Source organism: Hoylesella oralis ATCC 33269 (genome assembly GCF_000185145.2).
Classification (GTDB): domain Bacteria; phylum Bacteroidota; class Bacteroidia; order Bacteroidales; family Bacteroidaceae; genus Prevotella; species Prevotella phocaeensis.
The window spans coordinates 1179368-1198208 of sequence record NZ_GL833119.1; the positions used below are offsets into that span (position 1 = coordinate 1179368).

14 protein-coding genes and 1 CRISPR repeat array are annotated in these 18841 nt (G+C 41.3%); of the genes, 8 read left to right on the plus strand and 6 right to left on the minus strand.

The window, feature by feature from the left end; all coding sequences use genetic code 11:
- Positions 1–2: 2 nt before the first annotated feature.
- The 6 genes from porX (at position 3) to HMPREF0663_RS07520 (ending at position 7844) form a co-directional block, all read left to right on the plus strand.
- The gene (gene porX / locus HMPREF0663_RS07495) at positions 3–1556 is read left to right on the plus strand and encodes a T9SS response regulator signal transducer PorX (RefSeq protein ID WP_004369772.1); all 1554 of its coding nucleotides are present in this window, start codon (positions 3–5) and stop codon (positions 1554–1556) included.
- A gap of 9 nt (positions 1557–1565) precedes the next feature.
- The gene (locus tag HMPREF0663_RS07500; protein WP_004369773.1) at positions 1566–2357 is read left to right on the plus strand and encodes a hypothetical protein; all 792 of its coding nucleotides are present in this window, start codon (positions 1566–1568) and stop codon (positions 2355–2357) included.
- An 18-nt stretch (positions 2358–2375) separates the two neighbouring features.
- Entirely contained in the window at positions 2376–2789 is a 414-nt protein-coding gene (tsaE, locus tag HMPREF0663_RS07505; protein ID WP_004369774.1) for a tRNA (adenosine(37)-N6)-threonylcarbamoyltransferase complex ATPase subunit type 1 TsaE, read from the plus strand.
- Positions 2790–4185: 1396 nt separating this feature from the next.
- Positions 4186–5055, plus strand: a complete 870-nt coding sequence (locus HMPREF0663_RS07510) for an electron transfer flavoprotein subunit beta/FixA family protein (RefSeq protein ID WP_004369777.1) — start codon at positions 4186–4188, stop codon at positions 5053–5055.
- 33 nt (positions 5056–5088) lie between these two features.
- Positions 5089–6111 carry an electron transfer flavoprotein subunit alpha/FixB family protein gene (locus tag HMPREF0663_RS07515; protein WP_004369778.1) on the plus strand — a complete coding sequence of 341 codons (1023 nt, stop codon included), beginning with the start codon at positions 5089–5091 and terminating at the stop codon, positions 6109–6111.
- Positions 6112–6116: 5 nt separating this feature from the next.
- The gene (locus HMPREF0663_RS07520; protein WP_004369779.1) at positions 6117–7844 is read left to right on the plus strand and encodes an acyl-CoA dehydrogenase family protein; all 1728 of its coding nucleotides are present in this window, start codon (positions 6117–6119) and stop codon (positions 7842–7844) included.
- A gap of 72 nt (positions 7845–7916) precedes the next feature.
- Here HMPREF0663_RS07520 and HMPREF0663_RS11740 read toward each other — a convergent pair whose 3' ends face one another.
- Both HMPREF0663_RS11740 and HMPREF0663_RS11935 read right to left on the minus strand, forming a co-directional pair.
- Positions 7917–8072, minus strand: a complete 156-nt coding sequence (locus HMPREF0663_RS11740; RefSeq protein WP_081456984.1) for a DUF4357 domain-containing protein — start codon at positions 8070–8072, stop codon at positions 7917–7919.
- A gap of 30 nt (positions 8073–8102) precedes the next feature.
- Positions 8103–8261 (minus strand): hypothetical protein, encoded by a 159-nt coding sequence (locus HMPREF0663_RS11935; RefSeq protein ID WP_155802184.1) that lies wholly within the window; start codon positions 8259–8261, stop codon positions 8103–8105.
- Between the two features lie 393 nt (positions 8262–8654).
- Here HMPREF0663_RS11935 and HMPREF0663_RS07525 point away from each other — a divergent pair, with 393 nt between their 5' ends.
- The gene (locus HMPREF0663_RS07525) at positions 8655–9746 is read left to right on the plus strand and encodes a metallophosphoesterase (protein WP_016665259.1); all 1092 of its coding nucleotides are present in this window, start codon (positions 8655–8657) and stop codon (positions 9744–9746) included.
- On the opposite strand, the gene HMPREF0663_RS11940 is transcribed toward HMPREF0663_RS07525, so the two are convergent.
- The 4 genes from HMPREF0663_RS11940 to cas9 all read right to left on the minus strand — a co-directional run bounded on the left by HMPREF0663_RS11940 (position 9633) and on the right by cas9 (position 17967).
- Entirely contained in the window at positions 9633–10247 is a 615-nt protein-coding gene (locus HMPREF0663_RS11940) for a hypothetical protein (protein WP_004369783.1), read from the minus strand. The genes HMPREF0663_RS07525 and HMPREF0663_RS11940 overlap by 114 nt on opposite strands.
- A 35-nt stretch (positions 10248–10282) precedes the next feature.
- Positions 10283–12400: a CRISPR direct-repeat array (repeat unit 47 nt; unit sequence GTTGTGATTTGCTTTAAAATTACTATCTTTGCAATATCGGAAACATC).
- Between the two features lie 111 nt (positions 12401–12511).
- Positions 12512–12844, minus strand: coding sequence for a CRISPR-associated endonuclease Cas2 (gene cas2, locus HMPREF0663_RS07530; RefSeq protein ID WP_004369787.1), 333 nt, complete (start codon positions 12842–12844; stop codon positions 12512–12514).
- A complete protein-coding gene (cas1, locus tag HMPREF0663_RS07535) occupies positions 12844–13779 on the minus strand; it encodes a type II CRISPR-associated endonuclease Cas1 (RefSeq protein ID WP_004369788.1) in 936 nt (311 codons plus the stop codon). Before cas1 ends, cas2 begins: the two co-directional genes overlap by 1 nt.
- Before the next feature lie 12 nt (positions 13780–13791).
- Complete coding sequence (cas9, locus tag HMPREF0663_RS07540; RefSeq protein ID WP_004369789.1) at positions 13792–17967, minus strand: type II CRISPR RNA-guided endonuclease Cas9; 4176 nt, start codon at positions 17965–17967, stop codon at positions 13792–13794.
- 217 nt (positions 17968–18184) lie between these two features.
- Between cas9 and HMPREF0663_RS07545 the strand changes: the two genes are divergently transcribed.
- Entirely contained in the window at positions 18185–18832 is a 648-nt protein-coding gene (locus HMPREF0663_RS07545) for a SprT-like domain-containing protein (RefSeq protein WP_040560298.1), read from the plus strand.
- Positions 18833–18841 lie beyond the last annotated feature (9 nt).

Genomic DNA, 18841 nt, shown 5'->3' on the forward strand with positions numbered 1-18841 from the left:
ATATGAGCAACGGATTATTACTTTGGGTAGACGATGAGATAGAACTCTTGAAAAGTCATATTATCTTTTTAGAGAAGAAGGGATACGATGTAACGACGGTAAGCAATGGGACTGATGCCATTGAACAGTGTATGCAACGCACTTATGACCTCGTTCTATTAGACGAGATGATGCCCGGCCTCTCCGGATTGGAAACGTTGCAGCGCATTAAAGAAATCAGTCCGGCAACGCCCGTGGTAATGGTTACCAAGAGCGAGGAAGAGAATATCATGGATCAGGCTATTGGTTCTAAAATAGCCGATTACCTGATTAAACCCGTCAACCCTAACCAAATTCTGCTTACATTAAAGAAAAATATCCATCGTAAGGAGATAGTTACGGAGGTTACACAAAGCGGTTATCAACAGAATTTTCAAGATATTGCAACGAAAATAATGACCTGTCGATCTTTTCAAGATTGGGTAGATGTGTATAAACGTCTTGTGCATTGGGAACTCGAACTTAGTTCTGCCGACAGCAATATGACCGAAATGCTTAAGATGCAAAAAGAAGAAGCCAACAATGGATTTGCCAAATATATCAAACATAATTATTTGGATTGGGTGGATGAGGCGACACAAGAGCGTCCTTTAATGAGTCCCGACATCTTTAAGAAGAAGATTTTTCCATTGCTCAATGCCGGTAATAAGGTCTTTCTCATCGTTATCGACAACTTTCGCTACGACCAGTGGAGAATGCTTGCACAGGAAATTGGCGATATGTTCGATATCGAAGAAGATATCTACATGAGTATTCTTCCCACTGCAACCCAATATGCTCGTAATGCCATCTTTAGCGGATTGATGCCGAATAAAATAGCAGAGATGTTTTCTGACCTGTGGGTTGACGAAGATGAAGAAGAAGGTAAAAATCTCAACGAGGGCCCACTTATACAAACGCAGATAGAGCGTTTCAGGCGTCATGATACTTATAGTTATCACAAAGTCAACGATTCTACGGGGGCCGAAAAGTTCATGGAAAAACTGAATACCTTACAAAAAAATGATCTGAATGTATTGGTGATCAATTTTATAGACATGCTCTCTCATGCACGTACAGAATCTAAAATGGTACGCGAGCTGGCTAATAACGAATCTGCCTATCGCAGCATTACGCTCAGTTGGTTCCGTCATTCCGTGCTGTCGGAACTTTTTAAACAACTTTCACAATCCGACTACAAGATTATTATTACCACTGATCATGGCAGCATCAGAGTATCTAAGCCCATCAAGATTATAGGCGACCGTAACACTAATACCAACCTAAGATATAAATTGGGCAAAAATCTCAACTACGATTCTAAAGATGTCTTTACTATTAAGGAACCAAAGAAAGCGCAACTGCCGGCACCCAATCTCAGTACATCGTATGTATTCGCCTCGGGCGATATGTTCTTTGCTTACCCGAACAACTACAACTATTACGTTTCTTACTACAAAGACACTTTCCAGCACGGCGGTATCAGTATGGAAGAAATGCTCATTCCGTTGATAACAGTTACGCCGAGGAAGAGATAAATAAAACTGATGACATCGAATACTCTTATCGTTTTCTTTGCAGTAATCATAGAATTGCTGATTTTCGTTACATTGATATACCTCGTGTGGCGTATCATCAGCATACGTCGTTCGTGTATCCCGTTGCCGTTGCAAGGAGAGATAAATAAAACAATCGTTTGTCCTTATCCCGATAGTTTGTGGATATATCTCAAATTGATCTTTTTCAATCCCAAAGATATGCACTTTCGAACGCTTTTCGCCTTTATAGGTGTGTTGGGTGGGAGTACCATACATGTCGCCATAGGGCTGATAGCACTGCTCATAACTCTTTTCATATGTATCTTTAAACTCGTCAGGTTATCGTGGCAATTTAACTGTTCAAAAGAGAAATTCCCTGCAATAAAGCTCTCCGACAAAGGCGTATCGTTGATTTATGAATGGATAAGACCGGCAGAAATAGTGTACGAAACGCCGTGGCAGAATATTACACAAGTTTTTCTATACCGTAGTTATGCCAAAATTATAAGTAAAGAGCATACCTATTACACCTTTTATAATACGAGTGATATGGAAGTGAAAAATAAGATTGCGATGCACTTTTTATGTCACGACGATATAAAGGCGATCACAATTGCCGAGCAAGACAAAATATCATGGATACTACTTATAGTGTGCTTATTGTTCGGACCACCGGTCGGTATCTTATGCATGTTGCTTTTTTATAAATCTAAACCGAGGAGTGCGCATATCTATCTTTCCGCAAGTTTTGTTTTCTTAGTCATCGCATTGGTTATATACCTACTCAACACTTTAATATAACATATAAAAATTATCAATATGAAAATTAATATCAAATCTTTAGATAACATTCATGCTGCAGCTAAGCTGTTTCTTGAACACAAGGGCAACGGAACCGTTTTCGCCTTTTATGGAAAAATGGGTACAGGCAAAACTACATTCATCAAAGCTTTATGCGAATGCTTGGGAGTAGACGATGTAATCACATCGCCTACATTTGCCATCGTCAACGAATATAGTTGTCTTCAGAATAACGAGCATATTTATCATTTCGATTTCTACCGCATCAAAAAACTCGAAGAGGTGTACGATATGGGTTACGAGGATTATTTCTACAGCGGACATCTATGTTTTATCGAATGGCCGGAGCTGATTGAAGAGCTCTTGCCTGCAGATGCAACGAAGGTAACGATTACCACAAATAACGATGGTTCCAGAACCGTTGAGTTTTAGATGTTAAATCGGAAAGCGTAGAAATGAATACATTTCTACGCTTTTCGGTTCTATTCTGCTTTTTAGAAAGGATCGTATCTAATTTCACCAATAGTGAAAATGGAAGTTTTCTCATTTCTTTAAGACAGAATTCCTTACTATCGATATATTCTACCATTTTAGGGAATCGCTTGAACAGATGCTTAAAGTCTGCTTTTAAACTAACGACAATATCTATTTCCTGAATATAATAAGTCACGGCGATGCCATTTTCTTTCACACAATAGCTATATGGATTTGCTGTCTCTCTACTACTCTTGGTCTCCTGTTCTCGACATTCGGTTACCGTTATGGCATGCAATAAAATCGGTACAACTCAACGACTATTGTAAATAATCTTTGTTTCATTTCCATTATTTTTTGTATAAATACAATTAAATTTCTGCGAATAATAATCTTCAAATACAAAAATAAATAATTTAAATATTATCTGCATTTTTTATTATAATCTGCACAAATTATATTTTTTCTCATGAATTCAATGCTCTAATACTACGAAAACAATAATCCCGATCCTGTTCCCGTCATCACGACGGGTAAAGAAAATGGATCGGGATTTCATAGAGAGTTATAAAAGAAATAACTACTAAAAATGGAAAATGCGGACTTCGCAGTTGGCATTTACCTTCAATATTATTACAATAAAAGAACGATTTCCATTATACAGCAAAAGTGTTTTTTGCATTCATTTACTTTTTCTTAGAGATTTTCTCATTTTTTACATTGTTTAGAAGAAAAGAGAAAAAACAGCTTTTTACGCAGTAAGCTGCTTTATCTTTATTTCTTAGCACAATTTCAGCTACGTTGTATCGTTGATACAGGATAGACATATACTTATTATAAAGGGGATGTAAGGTTGAGAGAAACCGTGTTTAAGCTAAATTCTGCTGTCATGTAATCAGCTTTAACGACGCTGTAATTGTTTTATAATCAATGTCTATTTCTGGTATGGTAAAGTGATAAGAATAACAAGAACATACGTATTATGCATTTAAGAATGCCCTATTTATGAATTAAATGTTTGCATAAAAATGTCAGTTTGTCTAATATCGTTAAACTCGTATATCGTTTCATCTCCTCTCGCAGGAAGGAATATTACGTTTACCTTGTGTTGCAAATATTGGTCGCTATATTTATTTGCTAAAATTGAAAGTATTGCACAAAACATCTATTCTGTGCACATATAGCCTTGCTTTGTGCATTTTTAGAGATATTTCTTTGGCTGACAAGTAAAAAAGCACTAATTTTGCACGCTGGATTATGGTGCTTCGGCCGATAGAAAATAATAATTTAAATGAGTCGACCGGCTGGAACGAAAGATCGTATAAATGCAACTATCACAATTTATTAGTATTATATGAGTTTGAAAATTGTTGTACTTGCCAAGCAAGTACCTGACACAAGAAATGTGGGTAAGGATGCCATGACGGCAGAAGGTACCGTAAATCGTGCTGTACTTCCCGCAATCTTCAATCCTGAAGACTTGAATGCTTTGGAACAGGCTCTTCGTTTAAAGGAGCAAAACCCGGGCTCAACCGTTGGCGTACTCACTATGGGGCCTCCACGCGCTGGTGAAATTATCCGCCAAGGACTGTACCGCGGGGCTGATACTGGGTGGCTGCTCACCGACCGTCTGTTTGCCGGAGCCGACACACTGGCTACTTCTTATGCCTTGGCTACTGCAATTAAGAAGATCGGAAACGTGGATGTGGTGATCGGTGGCCGACAGGCTATCGACGGCGATACGGCACAGGTGGGGCCGCAGGTGGCTCAGAAATTGGGCTTGAACCAAGTAACTTATGCCGAAGAAATACTCAAAATAGAGAACGGTGTGGCTACCATTAGGCGCCATATCGATGGAGGTGTGGAGACTGTTGAGGCTCCGTTACCGGTGGTTATTACTGTAAATGGCAGTGCAGCTCCCGCACGTCCTTGCAATGCCAAGCTCGTAATGAAGTACAAGTATGCCACATGTCCGATGGAACGTAAGGGGGATGAGCCTTATAGTTCGCTCTATGAAGAGCGTCCGTATCTTACGCTGAACCAGTGGAGTGTGGCAGATGTAGACGGCGATCCGGCACAATGCGGACTGTCGGGTTCACCGACAAAGGTGAAAACAGTGCAGAACATCGTGTTTCAAGCCAAGGAAAGCAAGACGCTTACGAGCTCTGATGCTGATGTGGAGAGTATGGTAAAAGAATTGTTGGACGAAAAGATTATAGGGTAGGGGGTACTTGTTATCCCATTGCTCATTAGAAATATGAATAACGTATTTGTATATTGCGAGATCGAAGGCACACAGGTAGCCGAAGTATCTCAGGAATTGCTCACCAAAGGACGTAAGCTCGCCAACCAACTCGGAGTGCAACTTCATGCCGTAGTGGCAGGAACCGGCATAAAAGGAAAGGTTGAAAAGCAAATTCTTCCCTACGGTGTAGACAAATTGTTTGTGTTTGATGGCGAGGGACTTTTCCCTTATACATCAGCTCCTCACACGGATATTTTGGTCAATCTCTTCAAGGAAGAGCAGCCGCAGATTGCCCTGATGGGGGCGACGGTTATCGGTCGAGACCTCGGACCGCGTGTGTCTTCTTCGCTTACCAGCGGTCTTACAGCCGACTGTACACAGCTCGAAATTGGCGACTATGACGATAAGAAAGCAGGAAAACACTATGAAAATCTGCTTTATCAAATTCGTCCGGCATTCGGAGGTAACATTGTTGCAACGATTGTAAACCCCGATCATCGTCCGCAGATGGCTACTGTACGCAGCGGTGTGATGCAACGTGAGGTGATCGACGAGAATTATAAAGGCGAAGTACTCTATCCCGAAGTGGCCAAATATGTGCCTACTGTGGACTATGTAGTGAAGGTTATCGATCGTCATGTGGAGGCCGCAAAGAACAATCTGAAGGGTGCAGCCATTGTTGTTGCCGGCGGTTATGGCGTTGGGAGTAAGGAAGGTTTCGATCAACTTTTCCAGTTGGCGAAGGAACTTCATGGTGAAGTGGGCGCAAGCCGTGCTGCCGTGGATGCCGGTTGGATAGACCATGACCGACAGATAGGGCAGACAGGCATAACAGTTCATCCGAAAGTCTACATTGCCTGTGGTATTTCCGGACAAATTCAGCACATCGCAGGCATGCAGGATGCGGGTATTATCATCTCAGTAAATAGCGATCCCGATGCTCCGATCAACCAAATTGCCGACTATATCATCACCGGAACAGTGGAAGAGGTGGTGCCGAAGCTGATTAAATATTATAAACAGAATAGCAAGTAAACATCATGTCAAATTATTATACAGACCATCCGGAGATTGAATTTCATTTGAATCATCCGCTGATGAAACGCATAGTCGACCTCAAAGAGCGTAACTATGCTGACAAAGACAAGTTTGAGGATGCTCCCGTGAGCTATGAGGATGCCATCGAAAACTATAAGCGCATCCTCGATATTGCGGGAGATATCGCTGCTAACATAGTAGAACCCAACTCGGAGAGTGTAGATCTGGAAGGGCCGCACCTTGAGAATAACCGCATGATTTATGCCTCGAAAACATTTGAGAACCTCGACGCAACGCGAAAGGCAGGGCTGTGGGGTATCTCGATGCCGCGCCGTTATGGCGGCCTGAACCTACCTAATACGACGTTCTCCATGCTTTCCGAGGTGATTTCAGCCGCCGATTCGGGTTTTCAGAATATCTGGTCGTTGCAGTCGTGCATCGACACGCTTTACGAATTCGGCAATGAAGAACAGCGTCAGAAGTATATTCCGCGTATCTGTGCAGGCGAAACGATGTCGATGGACCTTACAGAACCCGATGCCGGATCGGACTTGCAGCGCGTTATGTTAAAGGCAACGTTCGACGAAAAAGAGAATTGTTGGCGCCTGAACGGTGTGAAGCGCTTTATTACCAACGGCGACTCTGACATCCATCTTGTGCTGGCACGTTCGGAAGAGGGTACGCACGATGGGCGTGGACTGTCGATGTTCATCTACGATAAGCGTAACGGTGGTGTAGATGTGCGTCATATAGAGAATAAACTCGGTATCCACGGCTCGCCTACTTGCGAGCTTGTCTATAAGAATGCCAAGGCTGAACTCTGCGGAAATACCCGCCTCGGGCTTATTAAATACGTGATGGCACTCATGAACGGTGCCCGTCTGGGCATTGCAGCACAGAGCGTTGGCGTGGAACAAGAGGCATACAACGAGGCTTTGGCTTATGCAAAAGAGCGCGCACAGTTCGGGCAGAAGATCATTAACTTCCCCGCTGTTTACGATATGCTCTCGCGTATGAAGGCGAAACTTGATGCTGGTCGTTCGCTTCTTTATCAGACTGCACGCTACGTAGACATCTATAAAGCGCTCGAAGATATACAGCGCGATACCAAACTCATTGCCGAAGAACGCGACGAACTCAAGAAATATACCCGTCTTGCCGACGCTTTTACGCCACTTGCCAAGGGTATGAACTCCGAATATGCGTCGCAGGCAGCCTATGATGCCATCTCCATTCACGGCGGTTCAGGCTTCATCATGGAGTACAAGAGCCAGCGTCTTTACCGCGATGCGCGTATCTTCTCTATCTACGAGGGTACTACGCAGCTGCAAGTAGTGGCCGCCATACGCTACATAACCAACGGCACTTACCTCGGTATCATCCGCGAAATGCTTGGCAATGAAGTGGTAGAAAGCCTCACACCGTTGCAGACTCGCGTGGCAAAACTCGCAGAACAGTACGAGGAAGTGCTTAATGAAGTGAAGGAAGAAGGTAATCAGGAGAAGCAAGACTTCGTTGCCCGCCGGCTGTTCAACATGACGGCAGACATCATAATGTCGCTGCTTATTCTCGATGATGCAACCCATTCGCCCGAACTCTTTGCCAAGAGTGCCAACGTGTTTGTGCGGCATGCCGAAGAAGAGGTGACAGGTCATTACGCATATATCAAGAACCTCTGTGCTGAAGACCTTGTAAATTTCCGTACTGCAGAGGTTGAAACTGCAGAATAAGAGCTTTGTTCAGACAGAATAGGTCAAAGGTGCATCTCCGAAAAGGGATGCACCTTTTATTATTTATTTATCCTACAGATAAACCGATAGCAGACGCTTGTCTTTATCGTGCCATTCCGTCTTCCCGTTTACTGCTCTTTCTAAACAGAAGTCGGCCGCCCCGCTCGGGGTGTTAAACCTCACATCCGTTTTCAAAACAAGTGCATCGTTTCGTTCTTCAGTATGTATTTTTAGTAATTTCGAGCGTTTGTCTTTATTCTAAAAACTGGGAGTTGTTTCTTTGATGATTATGCTTTCTTTCAGCACGGTAACAGGATTATCGGCTTTATCGAGCACTGCCTTGGCATTCAATCTACGAAGAGTTAGGTTAATAAACGCTAAACGGGGCAAACGTATCTTGTTTGCAAAAATACCCAAAGTTTAAGAATGAGTCAAACTTTCCGGAGTTTTTAATGTAAAAATAGATTTCGGCAATGTTTCTTTTGAAAGTAGTACGATTGTCGATTCCTTAAAAAGTAATTAGATTATATTGTCGGTGCCTCGGTATTATTCGGTATGTGTATCGTTGTTATTGGGCATTCCTGTTTCCGTCAAACAGACTGTCTGACGGACTTAAACTGTAATTCTATTCATATAATCTGTAAAATGATTAGTCGGTATGGGGATAATTCATTGTACTTTTGCCGCATGACTGACGGAGGAGTTCTGCGTAAGTGTTCGACTATATAGCGGTACTTTCCGATAACGGTTTATGAATTAAATGAGTATGAAACAAGGATTATTTAATAAATTCTCTGTAACTTTGCGCTTATGAAAATTTGGGCTATTCTGTTTTTTCTGCTGCCTCTTGTCGGGGTAGCGTATGTTTTGTGGCATGTGTGGCACTTGTTGCCGTTGACAATACCTTATAAAGTAACGATTGTGGGGGCAATGCTGCTGTCGGTAGCACTGCTTTTCGTCTCATTTTTGGCCAATATCGAGAATTGGCACATATCTGTTGCCACTTTCGTATATGAGGTGGGCACGTCGTCGCTTTTTATCCTTTTTTACATGGTCATGCTGTTTCTGTTGCTCGATTTGGGGCGGCTTGTGCATCTTGTGCCGTCCTCGTTCTTGCATAACAGCGTACACGGAAGCATTTTCGTGGGTGTACTCATCACGATTATCTTCGTGTATGGCAATCTTAATTATCGTAATAAAGTGCGCATGCCCATTGTACTGAAAACAGAGAAAGCGCTGCCGAAACCCATGAAGATAGTGATGATGAGCGATCTGCACCTCGGGTATCACAATCGCAGGGCGGAGTTTATGCGGTGGGTTGATATGGTTAATGCCGAACATGCCGACCTTATATTGATCGGGGGCGATATTATCGACCGCTACATGCGCCCGCTCATAGAGGAGAATGTGGCGCAAGAGTTTCATCGGCTCAATGCACCTGTTTACGCCTGCTTGGGCAATCACGAGTATTATGCGGGAAATACACAGGCACAGAAGTTCTATCACGATGCCGGCATTCATCTGCTTGTAGACAGTGTGGTTGTGGTTAACGGCATTAATATCGTGGGGCGCGACGATCGTACCAACGTGCATCGTAAATCGTTAAAAGACCTCATGGCAGCCGTAGACCACTCACGTTACACTATCGTGCTCGACCATCAGCCTTATCATTTGGAGGATGCCGAGCGACAAGGTACAGATTTTCAGTTGAGCGGGCATACGCACTATGGGCAGGTGTGGCCCATCTCGTGGATCGAAGATGCTATATACGAAGACGCTTATGGGCCGTTACAAAAGGGGCGGACGCAATATTTCGTGACGAGCGGCATAGGCATTTGGGGCGGTAAGTTCCGTATCGGCACGCAGTCGGAATACCTTGTGGCATCGCTCAGAAATGAATGAAATCTTTAAAAAGTAAAACTGTTCTTGTTCTTTTTGTGCTATTTGATTTGCCAAATTACGAGCTTTTGCCTCTGCAATCATCTGCCGACAATATGCCTCGCTGTTTTTGACAAGAGCGTCATACCATTCAGATACCTTTGAAAAGTATCCCATCGTCTCGCCGTAGGTGTCGTTCATTTCCTCGACGATTTTCTTTTCCTGCTGTTTTGTGCCGTGGAAATCCTTTAATTTAGCGATATTGATCTCAAGCGCAGCCCTTGCCTGTTTAACGGACTCCGTCTCGGTGTTATTGGCCGTGGCGTAGTCTTTCATTGTGGTTTCGGCCTTTTTCATTTCTGCAGTAGCATTCCCCGCTTTGTCGGAAAATGCCGATATAATAGCTGATACAGCCATTATAGCCAATCCTACACTAGTAACAGTCATCAGCCCCATAATAGCTACATGCATTGCCACCGCCTGAACAACAACCCCTTTGGCTCCGAAAGACCATGCAATTTGCATATGTACTCGTGTAATTCGTTGTACGCATTTTACCCGTTGTGATTTGCTTTAAAATTAGTATCTTTGCAATATTGGAAACATCTTTCATATCTCATTCAATTAAAAGCCCAACGTTGTGATTTGCTTTAAAATTAGTATCTTTGCAATATTGGAAACATCTTCCCACGTGTTCATCCAATCGTCCCACTCGTTGTGATTTGCTTTAAAATTAGTATCTTTGCAATATTGGAAACATCATCTTTGTCTTAGCCTTAATACGTGTTTATGTTGTGATTTGCTTTAAAATTAGTATCTTTGCAATATTGGAAACATCATATTCGCAATTATTCCAAGTACGATAAAGTTGTGATTTGCTTTAAAATTAGTATCTTTGCAATATTGGAAACATCTGTATCTCTTGATGATTATGTTTGTTTTATGTTGTGATTTGCTTTAAAATTACTATCTTTGCAATATTGGAAACATCTGTTATCCTGTGTGCGTCTTTTTATCTCCTGTTGTGATTTGCTTTAAAATTACTATCTTTGCAATATTGGAAACATCGAATTAAAAAGTAAGATTATAGCGCGAAAGTTGTGATTTGCTTTAAAATTACTATCTTTGCAATATTGGAAACATCGAATTAAAAAGTAAGATTATAGCGCGAAAGTTGTGATTTGCTTTAAAATTACTATCTTTGCAATATTGGAAACATCGAAGTCCGGCAAAGGTGAAAAATCGATGCAGTTGTGATTTGCTTTAAAATTACTATCTTTGCAATATTGGAAACATCGGATGCCCTCCAGGCGTTGATAAAGCCTTAGTTGTGATTTGCTTTAAAATTACTATCTTTGCAATATTGGAAACATCATATGACGATCATGAGACCATGGTAAAGGTGTTGTGATTTGCTTTAAAATTACTATCTTTGCAATATTGGAAACATCAGGATTACCAACATTTAAATCCCAAAACAGTTGTGATTTGCTTTAAAATTACTATCTTTGCAATATCGGAAACATCGTCGCAATGCTTATAAACAAGGGCTTTATAGTTGTGATTTGCTTTAAAATTACTATCTTTGCAATATCGGAAACATCGGAGTGCTGGCGGTTTTAATTGGTCATATGTTGTGATTTGCTTTAAAATTACTATCTTTGCAATATCGGAAACATCTTTACAGGCCGCGCGTATTACGGCAGCCGTGTTGTGATTTGCTTTAAAATTACTATCTTTGCAATATCGGAAACATCAAGCTGCTGAATAGGGTAAAAGAACTAATAGTTGTGATTTGCTTTAAAATTACTATCTTTGCAATATCGGAAACATCACCGCTTATAAATATATTACCGATTGCAAGTTGTGATTTGCTTTAAAATTACTATCTTTGCAATATCGGAAACATCATTATCGGTTTTTATCCGCGCAACATCAGGTTGTGATTTGCTTTAAAATTACTATCTTTGCAATATCGGAAACATCCGCCGCTTCAATACGAAGAAGGCAATGGAGTTGTGATTTGCTTTAAAATTACTATCTTTGCAATATCGGAAACATCCTTTATTGAATATCAACGAATTGTGTTTCAGTTGTGATTTGCTTTAAAATTACTATCTTTGCAATATCGGAAACATCGATGGTATCTCAATATATATAGGTGTATCGGTTGTGATTTGCTTTAAAATTACTATCTTTGCAATATCGGAAACATCTCTTCGGAGAAAGCGAATAGCGCGTGAGGTGTTGTGATTTGCTTTAAAATTACTATCTTTGCAATATCGGAAACATCTTTTATTGGCCACGGTGACGGCCACACGCTGTTGTGATTTGCTTTAAAATTACTATCTTTGCAATATCGGAAACATCAATGGTTACATAGAAGTAAGGGGAGAACTAGTTGTGATTTGCTTTAAAATTACTATCTTTGCAATATCGGAAACATCCCAATGAAAGCTGCAATTTCACCGAGGGTTGTTGTGATTTGCTTTAAAATTACTATCTTTGCAATATCGGAAACATCTATCGAGGAGTTCGGGCACAGCGATGATGTGTTGTGATTTGCTTTAAAATTACTATCTTTGCAATATCGGAAACATCAATTAGTACGCAAAATGCTTGGGCAATTGAGTTGTGATTTGCTTTAAAATTACTATCTTTGCAATATCGGAAACATCAGGAGTTACATAATATTGTGTGATTCAATGTTTTATAACGATATTGGAAAAAGAAAAAATGATGTTTCTTAGGGAGCGAATTCCATATTTTAAATGGAATTCGCTTTTGTATTAGAATAGTTCCAGTTGTTGACCGGGAGCATTTGGAGGTGTTGGTTTACTACCAAAGAACAATTCAATATTGCCAAACTGCTTGTCTGTGAGGCACACTATGCCTACTTTTCCAAACTCAGGCAGGAATGACTTTACTCGTTTTTTATGCACTTCCGCATTTTCCATACTTGCACAATGACGTACGTAGATGGAGAACTGAAACATAGTAAAGCCATCTTTTATTAGATTCTTCCTGAAAAGCGTGTAAGCCCGAAGGTCTTTCTTTGTATCTGTCGGCAAATCAAAAAGAACAAGTAACCACATAACTCTATATTCACTCAGTCTATCCATTATGATGTTATTTCAGGATAAGAAATCTTACGAAGTTCTCCGTTGAAGCACTTATTAAGCGAAGCTGCAGTTTGACCGGCAGCAATCATAAGCGGACTTCTTTTTCTTCCAATAATAACATCCAGAGTAGGAATTGTAAGTAATCTTGACTTAATGTCTTTTGTCAATTCCTCTTTCCCCGTCTCATGAAAGATATCATAGACTAATTTGTCAACATACGGACGATAAGGTTCCATGATATCGTCAGCCAAACAATAGGCATTGTATCGGTTATGATGATGAATACCTAAGGTTGGCAGCAAGCCGCTTGCCACTAAAGAGCGTGCAATTGTTGCTCTAAGAATGGCATACCCGTAATTAAGAAAATTATTGGGAGGAATTCCGTCGCGATCACGGGTAAAGTCTTCTATGTCTGCAAACAGAACCTTCCAATAATATGCTGCCGCTCTGGCTTCCATATTGTCAGGATCTCCGCTTCTTACTTCGTTGATCCAAGCCCGCATATTCTTATGAACGTGTCCCGTACACTGTGCCAATATAGCAGACTGATTATTGATTTTATACTGTACAGTTTGTTGCCAAAGCTGTTTTTTCAATGGCAGTGAAGCCTCAAGTTGTTGACGAAATCGTTCATTTTGCGTCGTGTTTCCGTACAAAGGGAGCAGAAGTCCTACAGGCATAGAACGGGAATCACATGTAATAACCGCACTGTTATTTTCCAGCAAAGCCTCTAATGCGCCGGATGTTACCGTTATCTGTTTGTTGTCGAGCACCAAAATACCGATATCTTCTATAGGTCTTGATACAACAGACTCATTTTTTATCGTTTCCGCAATATTATCCGGCTTCACAATTTCTGGGAACTTGATGATCAATTGCGAGTCTCGTAACGACAGATAAGCAGGGTTACCGAAATACAATGTCTTCTTTATCATACTGCAATAGATTTATTTATATTCGCCAACATCTACAATTCTTCCCAAATGATCGATACGTACTTTAACCGCACCTGTCAGATTATTTACTGCAGTTATACGTTTCCACGTTATATCTTTAAGCTGAAGGTTTGTATCAACATTCGTTTCAAGATGATGTCTAAAGACATAATAATAATGACTGAGTTTCTGAACTCTAAACAAATTCGGGCTTATCAATGCATAATTCTTTTCGTCTTTAAGGCTGATTTCAGATGGATTGAACCCCGTATTTGGATTAGGGAATACAAAATATTCATTCTGTTTCATGGAGAATAAAAACTTCCAATCTTTTTCAGAATTATAGTTTCTATCCACAATCGGCAAGTTCTGAATAGCTCTTGCCGTTGCTTCATAGAACGAAACGATATGTTCTTGCAGGTTTCCATCTTTATCTCGGAAGATAGCAACATGATGGTTATTACCGGTGTTCACATAATCATTCGCTACAGGATAGCCATTATTTCCGATAATAGTCTTACCGTGAATATCCTTTTTCACTCTGATTGCCGTTCCTTTTGCAATGCCTCGTATCTTAACACTTTTAATTGCAATTCCTTTATCTCTGTTGAACCATATCGGATTTTCATCAAGATTAGAGAATGCTTTCGATGCTTCACCGCCGAATTCATTCAATCTTTCTTGAAGAATACGGCGTATTTTAGAGTCGATAACCTTATCTATTTTAATATCCGGTGTGATGGCTTTTCTGATTGTAAATACATCTTCAAAGAACACGATTTTCACTTTCTCGGGCACATGTTTTGTATGCGAACCATTCAACCATATAGGGTGTTTCGATATATTTTGGAATGCTTTCTTTATATTGCCTCCGTATTCGGACAGTCTTTGCATCAACGCTTCCCTGATTTTCTTGTCGGCAACTTTCGCAATGAGTTCTTCTGTCAGTTTTGTGCCGACTTTTATCTCTTCTGTCTTGTAGGTTCTTATCTTGCCATATACAGTTTCAAGATGCAATTGCCCACGTGGAGTGAGCTGTACTTTTCTATTGGTACCACTCTTAGATTTCGTCTTATTTACATTCTTTGTAACGACCTTATTTTTTGCTTTAATAGAAATAAGAATATTACTTAAATGCTCTTTTGCCTGTTTCCTGAATATCTTGGGATCGATAGGAGGAATAAAAACAAGCTTGTTGTTCTCTCTTTCCAGTTCTTTTTGTTCTATTCCGTAGATCGAACCACCCCTGTTACTCCGCGCATTCAGATTATTCAAATACTGAATAAAGCTCGGTTTGGTAAATGCTATAGTGAGTGCATCCATAGCATGATGCCGATGATCGTTTCGTTTTGTCCAATCTTTGATGTGCCGTACAGTATTCCCGTCTTTGTCTTTATATTCTTCTGTCAAACCTAATTTATCATATTTTTCCCAATTAAGTTCTTTCATAACATTCACCAGTTTCCAGTCTTCGCGCAGTCTATTGGTAATAGAGCCGGTGGTAGCAGTTACTGTAGGAACGATTTCCCGCAACAGTTCATGTGCCTTTTTGGCGATATATTGCGAATCGTTCAAGTCTCTATTAAGAAAGTCAGACGGGATATCCGCCTCTCGCATAAGCAACTTTCTGCATTTGGTACCCGCTTGTTCATTGTTTTTCTTGAACTCTTCTACACGTTGTTCATACTTATAAAGGCCTTCTTCTCCATATTTCGACAATACAAAATCATATGCCGTCTGGTTACCTTTTTCGATATTGATGTCTCGAAGTTCGAGTGTTTTGTTTGAATACGAATCGTCGAACAGTCTTGCCTTGGGGATGATATGTTCGATATCGAACTTTTTACTGAATAAATCCTCACGTGGAATGTAAGTATTAGAGTATAAAGTCTTATATCCGTTGGGCTTTAATTCTTCGTAAAGTCGGTAACGAATGATATCGTTCCGCGTAACATGTTGTATTTTAAACTCTTGTTCGAGTATTCCCTTTATGCGTTCTGTCTCTTTCGTTGCTTTGCTGATGGCAAACGACATATCTTCTCTTTCGGGCTTGCTCTTTTTGAGTTCGCGCGCCATTTCTATTCTTATTTCGTCTATGTTGCTATAAGTGTCGATAACAGAGTTTACGACATTTACCATTTGGTTCAATATCTTTTCGACAATCGGATTACGTAAACTGTTACGTTTTATTTCGTCTAAATGCGTCTTATAGTTCTTCTTATTGATTTCTTCTTTTGTCAGAGAACTTGCAGAATGTCTATATCCCGCCTTGCTACACGCTTCGCTGTATTCATATCCGTCCTGCATGTAAGGAAGAATTTTGCGCATTGCTTTCGAACTTAGGTTACCGTAATCGGGTATAAACGATATATTGGCCAGTATGCGGGCATATTCCGGTTCGAAACCGCACAGCTCTTGAATTCTCTTTACCAATGCTTCGATGCCGGTTTTCGATTGGTCTCCCGCATACGAATAGAGCAAATGCCACAAACGATAAGCAGGTTGCCTCTCGAATTCTTTATCGTGCAGGCTCGCATCGAAGTGCAGGAAAGCCGTCTTGTAGCCCAGCCCACCGAAAATTTCTTCTACGGTTTTCTCTGCTTCTTCTGCCGGCATGGCTTGGAAGTCGAACTCTCCGTTTCCGGTCAAACTGATAATATCTTGAAACGCCCTATAAAGGTTTGCCATTGTAACGTTGCCGCTGATGACTTTATAATTAAGGTCTAACTCTTTATAATTCTCAAACAAGAGTTTCAAAGCGTCTTTCTTTTTGAGCTCTTTTTTGATGCTTAACTCTTTAAAAAGCGTCAGTTTCTCTTCCTCGTTCAGATATCTGCACGCCGTGTTCATATCTTCATCCGAGAATAGCGACGGCTCCTCATCTTTTTTCCTTTTGGCTTTTCTTCGGCTATTCAGCGGACTCACTTGCAGATTATTCAGTACCTGCCATATCTTGAACTCCTGAAACAGCGGCGAAGATTTGGGGCATGTTTTGCTTCCGATGGTTATTTTGCGCAGTTTTCCTTCGGGTGTCTTCACCTCGATTTCCTCATGTTCCAGCTCGCAGTAGTTAATAAGCCATTTACAACTCTTCAGCCCGCGTTGGTAAAAGATAATGTCTTTTACTTCTTTTTTCAGTTCCGGTGTCAGCTCTTTATGGTACGTAGCCTGACTATTCCATATATCATTGAATTCGTCTTCGTAATCTTGTCGATAGAATATGATATTTTTGAGTCCGGCATTCGGGTTTTCTTCTAATCTCTGCATCAGATATTGCCCGATTGTCTGATGGTTGAAATACAACAATTTGCTGCGATCGCTGATCATGCTTAGGCGTTGACTCGAACCGTTTACCTCGCCATTGATGCTGCAGATTACATATGCAACTTCGTCTATCGTAAGTTGTTTGCGCAGTGCATCCGTGCGCCATGTAAGTTCCTGCAGGCGCTTGTCTTTGCCGGCTATTTTGGCTGTCGACACCTTATACTTTGCATAGAAGATAGCCGACGACTGTGTGCGGCTCTTACCTTTCAGGTCTTCTTTTAATGCGTTGCATAGAATTTCCGGATAGAATGTGCGCTGAAAATCCCAAATGCGTTCCAATTCGGCTTTCAAGTCGGATAGGTAGAAGTCCGGACGAGTCTTTTTCCCTTTCTTGAACAGTCGCAGCAGATACTCTCCCGGGGTTATCTGTTCGTTATAGAGAAGTTTGGCCACGTCCATACCGTCTACCAGTGTGCCTTCGTCATCCGTATTCAATTTGCGACTGCTCTTATATCCGCGCTTCTTATTGATCATGAACAGCACGCGTACAAAGTCGTCCAAAGCTATCTTCTCGCATACGGCTTTGGCCCTGTTACTATAAGTTTTAAATATTATGCTGTTATTTGTTTCGCATAAAGGTGTTTCATCTGTCATCAGTCCATGCCGTTTCAGGCAGTCGGCAAGAGCCTCTCTCCGCAGTTTAAACCGTTGCAGATTTCGCCGTGCACTGCGGCATTTCGTGCGGTCGGCATTGGTAGTAATATCTTTTCCCTTTTCGAAATTCGACTTTTCATCTACCGTCAGAGGGTTTACCCTTACACCTAAACGAATAATAGACGACAGTTCTTCATTGTTTTCTTTTTCATTGACGAGAGCCCACCCAATGCTTGTGGTGCCAAGATCAAGGCCGAGTATTTTTTTCATGATGGTATAATATTAGTATTATTTTACAAAAATATGAAAAATATTCGGAAATGTTTTGCCGATATACAAATAAAACTGTATTTTTGTATTACTAATTTTAGCAAATCACAATAAGGATTATTCCGTTGTGAAAACATTAGGTTTGTCCATCGTCCTTAACGGTGGACTTTTTTGTAAACTCTGTTTGTGGGATAAATATAAAACCAACAGGATATTTATGCAGATAACCGTAGAGTGGATGGAGCGGTGGTTCGCGGAGTTCAACCGCGAGTATTTCGGCGGCGGACTGCCCGTGCCGCGCCTTTCTCTGTCGCGTTCACGCACCCGACTGGGCTCCATGACGTGCAAAAGACAACTTTCTTTCGGGCGCAAACGCTTCTATGATTACGCCATACACCTAAGCAATTACTACGACATGAGCGAGCGCGATTACCAGAATGTGCTGTTTCATGAGATGATACATTACTCGATTGCCTACACCGGATTGCGCGATACATCGCCCCACGGCACCGTGTTTCGCGGCATGATGGAGGCGCTGAACCGAAAACACGGGTGGAATATCAGCGTAAGCACACGGATGCAAGGAAAACAGGTGGCCGAACAGGCACGAAAGCCCAAGCGATATCTCGTGCTGGCCATTGCTCTGACCGACGGAAGGAGCATGCTTTCGGTGGTAAATCCGCGCTATGTAAATGTGCTGAACCGCCGAATACGCAGTATAGCCGAACTGAAACACTACGGTTGGTACACCACGCAGGATGACTATTTTTTCGGTTTCCCGCAGGTAAGAAGTCTGCGCGGGAAGCTCGTAACGGCCGATTTATACAACGAAAAGATACACACAATGACACCGTTCAGTTTTTAAACAGCGTCA